The sequence below is a fragment of the Ochrobactrum soli genome (genome assembly GCF_003664555.1).
GTDB classification, from domain to species: domain Bacteria; phylum Pseudomonadota; class Alphaproteobacteria; order Rhizobiales; family Rhizobiaceae; genus Brucella; species Brucella teleogrylli.
Map to the genome: position 1 here is coordinate 46929 of NZ_RCHH01000022.1, position 7589 is coordinate 54517.

Sequence of the window (7589 nt, forward strand, 5' to 3'; positions counted from 1 at the left end):
CGCTTCGGCAATCTCCAAATCATATATTGGAAGGGAACTTGGAATGCAGACTCATGCGCGCGCGGTTGTCATCGGGGGAGGTTGCGTCGGTGCCTCCATTCTTTACGGTCTGGCCAAGCGGGGCTGGTCGGATGTCGTTCTTCTGGAACGCACGCAGCTCACCGCCGGTTCCACATGGCACGCGGCAGGCCTGATCCCGTCCTATGCGCGCAGCATCAATATCGGCCGCATGATCAATAAATCCATCGAGATTTATGAAGGTCTGGAAGCCGAGACCGGCCAGCATGTCGGCTGGCACAAATGCGGCCAGTTGCGCATTGCCAACACGCGCGACCGGCTGGACGAATATAAGAGCTATATGAGCGTTGCCGAAGTGCAGGGCCTGCGCGCCGAGCTGGTTTCTCCGGCACGCGCCCGTGAATTGTGGCCGCTGCTTGAAAACAATCATGACATGCTGGGCGCGCTCTATCACCCGGATGACGGTCATATCGCGCCTGCCGATGTCACCATGGCGCTTGCCAAGGGCGCGCGCGACAGAGGCGCGAAGGTTCATCTCAACACGCAGGTCAACGGTTTCGAGCGCCTGCCAAGCGGCGAGTGGAAGGTGAAGTCCAATCAGGGCGACATCATCTGCGAGCATATCATCTCGGCGACTGGCAACTACGCCCGCCAGACCGGGGCCATGCTCGGTCTCGACATTCCGGCGATCCCGATCGTCCATCAATATTGGATCACCGATGCGGTGCCGGAAGTGATCGAGCGCAAGCGTCAGGGCCTGCCGGAAATGCCAATCCTGCGCGACGAGGGCTTTGAGGGCTATCTGCGCGAGGAAGGCGACGGGCTGATGTTCGGCCCTTATGAGAAGACGGAACATCTGAAGCTCTTTGCTGAAAACGGCGTGCCGGAATGGTTCGGCGCCGATCTTCTGGAAGAGGATTTCGATTCTGTTTCGTGGAACTGGGAGCAGGCCATCGAGATGGTTCCCGCACTCGGTCGCGTCGGCATCAAGGCCAATGTGCGCGGGCCGTTCCAGATGACGGCGGATGAATTGCCGCTGGTCGGTCCGGCCTGGGGGCTGGACAATGTCTGGCTGGCCGAAGGCGTTCCGGGCGGCATCCTGTGGGGCGGTGCAATCGGCTATTATCTTTCGGAGCGTATCGTGGAGGGCGGCAACAGCATCGATACGTCCGAACTCGATCCGCGTCGTTTTGGCGATTACGCCAACAAGAACTGGACCCGCGAGAAGGTGCGCGAATCCTGGGGCACCCATGCCGAGCAGCATTATCCGGGGCAGGACATGCCCGCCGCTCGCCCGCAGAAAACCGCGCCGTCCTATGACCGCCTGACGGAACTGGGCGCTGTCTGGGGCTGCCTTAACGGTTGGGAAATGCCGAACTGGTTCGCACCTAAGGGCGTCGAGGCCAAGGATCAGTACAGCTGGCGCTGGACGGAAAAGGGCAAATATGTCGGCGAGGAAGTTGAAGCGGTCCGCAATGCGGTCGGCCTCGTCGAAATGACGCCGATGACCAAATTCGAGGTCAGCGGTCCCGGCGCGGAAGCCTGGCTCGACGGCATTCTCGCCAACCGCCTGCCGAAAATTGGCCGCGTCAACCTCGCGCATCATCTGACCAAGAAGGGCGGCGTGCAGGCTGAATATGTGGTATCGCGTCTCGATGACGGTACTTTCTATATGATTTCCACCCCGCGCGCCGAACGCTGGAACTTTGACGACCTGTCGAAGCTGCGGCCGAAGGACGGTAGCGTTACCCTGCGCAATGTGACCAATGATCGGGGTTGCTTCACCGTCGTCGGGCCGAAGGCGCGTGACGTGTTGCAGTCGCTTACCGAAATCGATCTGTCGAACGAGGCGTTTCCGTGGTTCGGCATCAAGTCTGGAACGGTCGGCCTTGCCAGCGATGTGCGCTTGCTGCGCGTCAATTATGAAGGCGAACTGGGCTGGGAGCTTTATCATCCGCTGGCCTATCAGCGGCATCTGCTGGAAGCCTTGCTCGCATCCGGCAAGGAGCACTGCCTGCGCCTTATCGGCCTGCATGCGCTGGAATCGCTACGGCTCGACAAGTCCTATCGCGCCATGTACCGCGACATGAACACCGAGCTGAGCGCCTGGGAAAGCGGCCTCGAACGGTTCATCCGTCTCGACAAGGGCGATTTCATCGGCAGGCAGGCGCTGGTTGAGGAAAAGGAACGCGGCATCAAGCGCCGTTCGGTCACGCTTGCGGTTGAAACCGATGGCGCCAGCACGCTGACCTGCGAGGGTGTCTACCATGATGGCAAGCTGGTGGGGCGCGTCACCTCGGGCAGCTATTCCTACACGTTCGGGCACGATATCGCGCTGGCGCTGCTGCCGGTCGAGCTTGGCGTGCCGGGCACGGAACTGGAAATCCCGGTTCTGGGTGAGATGCGCAAGGCCCGTGTGATCGAGGAATCGCCATACGATTCGGAAGCCAAACGCGCGCGCCTTTGATCGTCCGTCCAATAGTTAGTGCGAACCGGCTCCGATATATCGTTACGACGATCCGGTTCGCCTCAAGGAAAGGTTAGTACCATGAAGGCAGTTGTCGCAGTAAAACGGGTTGTCGATTACAACGTAAAGATCCGTGTGAAGGGAGACGGCTCGGGCGTTGAGCTTGCCAACGTCAAGATGTCGATGAACCCTTTTGACGAGATTGCGGTTGAAGAGGCGATCCGTCTGAAGGAAGCTGGCAAGGTAACGGAGATCGTGGCTGTTTCGGTTGGCCCGTCACAGGCACAGGAAACGCTGCGTACCGCACTTGCCATGGGTGCGGACCGCGCCATTCTGGTCAAGACCGACGAGACGGTCGAGCCACTCGGCGTTGCCAAGGTGTTGAAGGGCGTGGTCGAGGCTGAACAGCCGGATCTCGTCTTCCTCGGCAAGCAGGCGATCGACGACGATGCCAACCAGACCGGTCAGATGCTCTCGGCGCTCCTCAACTGGAGCCAGGCAACCTTTGCCTCCAAGGTGGAACTGGCTGACGGTTCGGCCAAGGTCACGCGCGAAGTCGATGGCGGTCTGCAGACCATCGATGTGAAGCTTCCGGCGATTGTCACGGTCGATCTTCGTTTGAACCAGCCGCGTTATGCATCGCTGCCCAATATCATGAAGGCGAAGAAGAAGCCGCTGGACGAGAAGTCGCCTGCCGATTTCGGCGCCGATATTGCGCCGCGCCTCAAGGTGCTGAAGACCGAAGAACCGGGCGGTCGCAAGGCTGGCGTCAAGGTCGGTTCGGTCTCTGAACTGGTTGAAAAACTCAAAGCCGATGGCGTGCTGTAATAAATCGGAAGGGACGAGATAAATGGCTATTCTTCTTATCGCCGAACACGACAATGCAACCCTTTCGGACCAGACGGCAAAGGCGCTGACGGCAGCAACCCAGATCGGCGGCGATGTCGATATTCTGGTTGCAGGCAAGGGTGCGCAACCTGCCGCCGATGCAGCCGCCAAGCTCAAAGGCGTGCGCAAGGTTCTGCTGGCTGAAAGCGATGCGCTGGAAAACCGTCTGGCCGAGCCAACGGCAGCACTCATCGTGGAACTCGCCGCCAATTACGACACGGTCATCGCACCGGCGACGACCTCGGCCAAGAACATCCTGCCGCGCGTTGCAGCACTTCTCGATGTGATGCAGTTGTCCGAAATCATGGAAGTGGTGTCAGCGGATACGTTCAAGCGTCCGATCTATGCGGGCAATGCGATCCAGACAGTGCAGTCCACCGACGCCAAGAAGGTGATCACAGTGCGTACGGCCTCCTTCTCCGCAACGGGCGAGGGTGGTTCGGCTGCCGTCGAGAACGCAACCGTGCCTGCCGATCCGGCGCTGTCGAGCTTTGTTGGCAATGCGCTGTCGGCTTCGGATCGTCCGGAACTGACCTCGGCCAAGATCATCATCTCAGGCGGTCGTGCACTTGGTTCGGCTGAAAAGTTCCAGGAAGTGATCCTTCCGGTTGCCGACAAGCTCGGTGCTGCCGTTGGCGCCAGCCGCGCGGCAGTCGATGCGGGCTATGCGCCGAACGACTGGCAGGTCGGCCAGACCGGCAAGGTGGTTGCACCGGAGCTTTACATCGCTGTCGGTATTTCCGGCGCGATCCAGCATCTGGCTGGCATGAAGGACAGCCGCGTCATCGTCGCCATCAACAAGGATGAAGAAGCGCCGATCTTCCAGGTTGCCGATTACGGCCTCGTCGGTGATCTCTTCACCGTGCTGCCGGAGTTGCAGAAAGCTATCTGATACACTTAGAAAACATCCCTATGCCTGAGTTATCCAGGCGATGGGGATGTTTCATCGTGACCAATCGCGGGAACAAAGCGGTGATGACGATTCTTGACTGGCAATCAGTGCATCACGATAGCAGGGTCGGCAGTTTGGACATCTACCGGAATCGATGCTCTTCAGTGTGGGTACCACGTGAATTTCAATTGTGAAAATGTTGCATGGTAATCAGTCGCAAGGCAGAAAGCCGGACCTTATTGGTGTGGAAAACGTGATTAGCTACTATAATTAGTTTTTAATGCTTTACTTATTCGACATACTTAGACAGCAATAAAATAAAACCAAGCAGTCGATAGATTAATCTCGTACAAGTGCTCCTAAATAATGGTCAGACTCCTTTTTCTCCTTCTTGGTGCGCGCGCCTTAAAACCCATGTGGCGACTTCTCATGGCCGCCGGGATGTTATGGATGCTCCTGGGCATCCTGATCCTGTTCGATCTTAGCGATGGAAAGCTCTCCGTCTTTCTGGACACGCTGGCTATTTTCCTCATAGTCGAAGGATTTGTAGAAATCATAGCCGCAGCTGCGCTCGGTTTGCGCCGTCACTGGATCGATGCATTGCGGGGCGTGGCGTTTCTATTTGCCGCTTTTCTCGTTTTCAATGTGCCATGGGACAACAATATTGGTGCCGCGATCGTTTTTGGAACCGCGTTTCTTGCCGATGGACTGTTCCGGATTGGATCGGCTTATGTTTTACGTAGCCCGCGCTGGCGCTTTGGAATAGTGGCGGGACTGGTTGAATTTGGCTTGGCGCTTATGATCCTTTTTGCATGGCCGGTTCCGCACTTGCTAACGGTTCCGTTTTGTTTTGCATTGTTACTAATAACGTCAGGCTACGCACTCGTGCGTATGGCGCTCCCCTTGCGACGTCTACCCGATGGCGCCTCAATAACGTCGCTTCCTCTCTATGCGGCGCGGAATTGGCAGGGTGGTAAACTCCATCCCATTGTCGGGGAGGGGCTCATTGTCGAAAAGGACATGATCCTCAACGTCTATGTTTGGACTGCAGTGGGTTCGATCTCAGATCCAGAACGTAGGCTCCTTATCGACCGATATGTCGCGGCTGTCGACAAGAAAGGTGTTATCTCTACGGGACATGCAGCGCTTGAAATGCCGCCTGATCTTTATGTGAGCCATTATCCGGCGGATGATATCGATCATAATCCCGACGATTTCCGTGCGCTTCTTTCAGCGAGGCCGGAAAACGATGTGCCTGGCCGTTTCAATGCATCTTTAAAAGAGGAAGCTGCTGCTTGGTGTATGCCGGATCAGAAGATCAGTTTTAGCCGGTTTAACCCGCAGTCGTTGCGAACATTTTGGGAGGCTTATGCCAGCGATAAAACCTACAATCTGACCGCACGTAATTGCTCAACGACTGTCATCCAAGCGCTTGACGCGGCAATAGAAGGCGCCGGTGATACGGGAAGACCCTGGCGCGACGTATTTCGTATTATCAGCGATCCACATTTTTGGTTCATGCGCATTGTCCGAGGCAGAGCTGAAGCGATGACCTGGACCCCGGGTCTCGTGCTTGACTATAGCCGGCTTCTCAATGAGGTCGTCGAGAATAGCGAGAGACGCTGGAGAAAGCGCATGCGTCAGGCGTTTCAATCAAAAAGAGAACTGGTCAGCAAGGAAGAACGTTCCGAGAGTGAAAGGGTTGCTCCATGACAGGTTCATTGAGAACAATGGCTGTTGTGATCCTCACGGCAGCCATGTTTGGCCTGACATATGGACTCAGCGCGCCACTGATAGCACTTGAGTTGTCTGATGCGGGGTATTCCGAGGCGTGGATCGGCGTAAATGGTGCGATGTATGCGGTCGGCGTTCTTATGATCGCCCCTTTTCTTCCCGCCCTTTTGAAGCGATTTGGTTTTGGTAGGCTTGCCAAAGGAGCGCTTCTGGCTGCTGGCGGATTGTTTGCACTTTTTCCCGCATCACCATTCTTTTGGATCTGGTTTCCACTGCGTGCTGCGCTGGGTGCAGCTTCAGAAACCATGTTCGTGGTCTCTGAAGCGTGGTTGAACCAGATCACCGCTGAGGCAAATCGTGGTAAAACGATAGCTATCTACGTTACTGCCCTGTCGGCCGGCACAGCATTGGGGCCTGCTATCCTGACGCTTGTGGGGCGTGAGCAATCGCTTGCGTTCGTCATTGGGGCCGCACTTGCATTCTTTGGCTTTCTCGTTCTGCAGAGCGGCCGGCCAGCAGAAGTACAGTCGGCGGAGGAAAATAAAACGAGTCTATTTGCCTTTCTGAAAGTTGTTCCATTGGCAATCGCCGCTGCCGCTCTGAACGCGGCTCTTGAAGCCGCAGGTTTGACCTTGCTCCCTCTCTATGCAATTCAGTTAGGATGGCCAGAGCAATCGGCGACACTATTACTCACGATCCTGCTCCTGGGTTCAATTACGCTACAGCTCCCCATTGGCTGGATCGGCGACAGGGTTAAACGCCAACTCCTTATTGTCGTTCTCGGTGCAATGTCGGCGGTAGGGGCGCTTGTCTGGCCGTTTGCGCTTTCTCATGACTGGCTCGCTTATCCGCTGCTATTTGCCTGGGGTGGCGCATTCGTTGGGATTTATACGACAATGATTGCGATCCTCGGAGATCGCTTTAGAGGCGGAGAGCTGGTCAGTGTTTACGCTTTGTTGTCTATAGCTTGGGGTCTCGGCGCTCTTGTAGGTCCCTTGATTGGCGGTTTAGCTATGGAGTTTTCTCCGCACGGTCTTCCCGGAGTTGCGGCAATCTCATGTACGATCTTCACTATCTTCGCTGCACTGAGAAAAAACGAAGCCAAAACCGTTGGAAAAGAGGTTGAAACAGTGTGCGGATCCGAGCCAGGGTGACAACGTGCGTGAAAACCGGCTTTCAGTTAGAATTGATATCTGCTTAGTGCCGATATAACGGTTGCCATACACGCGTTTGAGGACCGCTAAAACTGATCATGTAAGGCAAATCGAGCGCCAGCCTGTGCCGGCTGAACTGGAAACAATCTCCGCGACTGCCTTTATCGTTGTAGGAATCGCGCTATCGGTCGTTCCGGCCTTGTTGTCGTGGCATCTGATGGAAAGCCGTTTTTGGGTTTCAAACGTTTCTTCGAAGCAAAACAACCTTCTGTTAATCCGACTTAACCAATGCAAATTCAGAAAAGCGCCGTAACACTTTAACCGGAATGAGCTGCCTAAAGCGTGTCGCATTTATTCGGCCTCATACCCAGCAGCCTTAAAGAAGTTCTGGCATTCATTGATGGAGAAGAGACTGATGATATCGCCAAGTGCTTTT

General features: G+C 56.0%; 5 protein-coding genes. All 5 read left to right on the forward strand.

Annotated elements, in window-relative coordinates; all coding sequences use genetic code 11:
• Positions 1-43: 43 nt before the first annotated feature.
• The 5 genes from D8666_RS21925 (at position 44) to D8666_RS21945 (ending at position 7153) form a co-directional block, all read left to right on the forward strand.
• Positions 44-2485, forward strand: coding sequence for a GcvT family protein (locus D8666_RS21925; protein WP_121539435.1), 2442 nt, complete (start codon positions 44-46; stop codon positions 2483-2485).
• 81 nt (positions 2486-2566) lie between these two features.
• Positions 2567-3313 carry an electron transfer flavoprotein subunit beta/FixA family protein gene (locus D8666_RS21930; protein WP_121539436.1) on the forward strand — a complete coding sequence of 249 codons (747 nt, stop codon included), beginning with the start codon at positions 2567-2569 and terminating at the stop codon, positions 3311-3313.
• A 22-nt stretch (positions 3314-3335) separates the two neighbouring features.
• On the forward strand, positions 3336-4265 hold the full coding sequence (locus D8666_RS21935) for an electron transfer flavoprotein subunit alpha/FixB family protein (RefSeq protein ID WP_121539437.1): 930 nt from the start codon (positions 3336-3338) through the stop codon (positions 4263-4265).
• Positions 4266-4694: 429 nt separating this feature from the next.
• Positions 4695-5978 (forward strand): HdeD family acid-resistance protein, encoded by a 1284-nt coding sequence (locus tag D8666_RS21940; RefSeq protein ID WP_235859046.1) that lies wholly within the window; start codon positions 4695-4697, stop codon positions 5976-5978.
• Positions 5975-7153, forward strand: coding sequence for an MFS transporter (locus tag D8666_RS21945; RefSeq protein ID WP_121539439.1), 1179 nt, complete (start codon positions 5975-5977; stop codon positions 7151-7153). The genes D8666_RS21940 and D8666_RS21945 overlap by 4 nt, the downstream gene beginning before the upstream one ends.
• Positions 7154-7589: the final 436 nt, after the last annotated feature.

Bases quoted from the DNA above. Each gene is read 5' to 3' on its own strand.
- D8666_RS21935 (WP_121539437.1), top strand. From the start codon at position 3,336: ATGGCTATTCTTCTTATCGCCGAACACGACAATGCAACCCTTTCGGAC.
- D8666_RS21925 (WP_121539435.1), top strand. From the start codon at position 44: ATGCAGACTCATGCGCGCGCGGTTGTCATCGGGGGAGGTTGCGTCGGT.
- D8666_RS21945 (WP_121539439.1), top strand. From the start codon at position 5,975: ATGACAGGTTCATTGAGAACAATGGCTGTTGTGATCCTCACGGCAGCC.
- D8666_RS21930 (WP_121539436.1), top strand. From the start codon at position 2,567: ATGAAGGCAGTTGTCGCAGTAAAACGGGTTGTCGATTACAACGTAAAG.
- D8666_RS21940 (WP_235859046.1), top strand. From the start codon at position 4,695: ATGGCCGCCGGGATGTTATGGATGCTCCTGGGCATCCTGATCCTGTTC.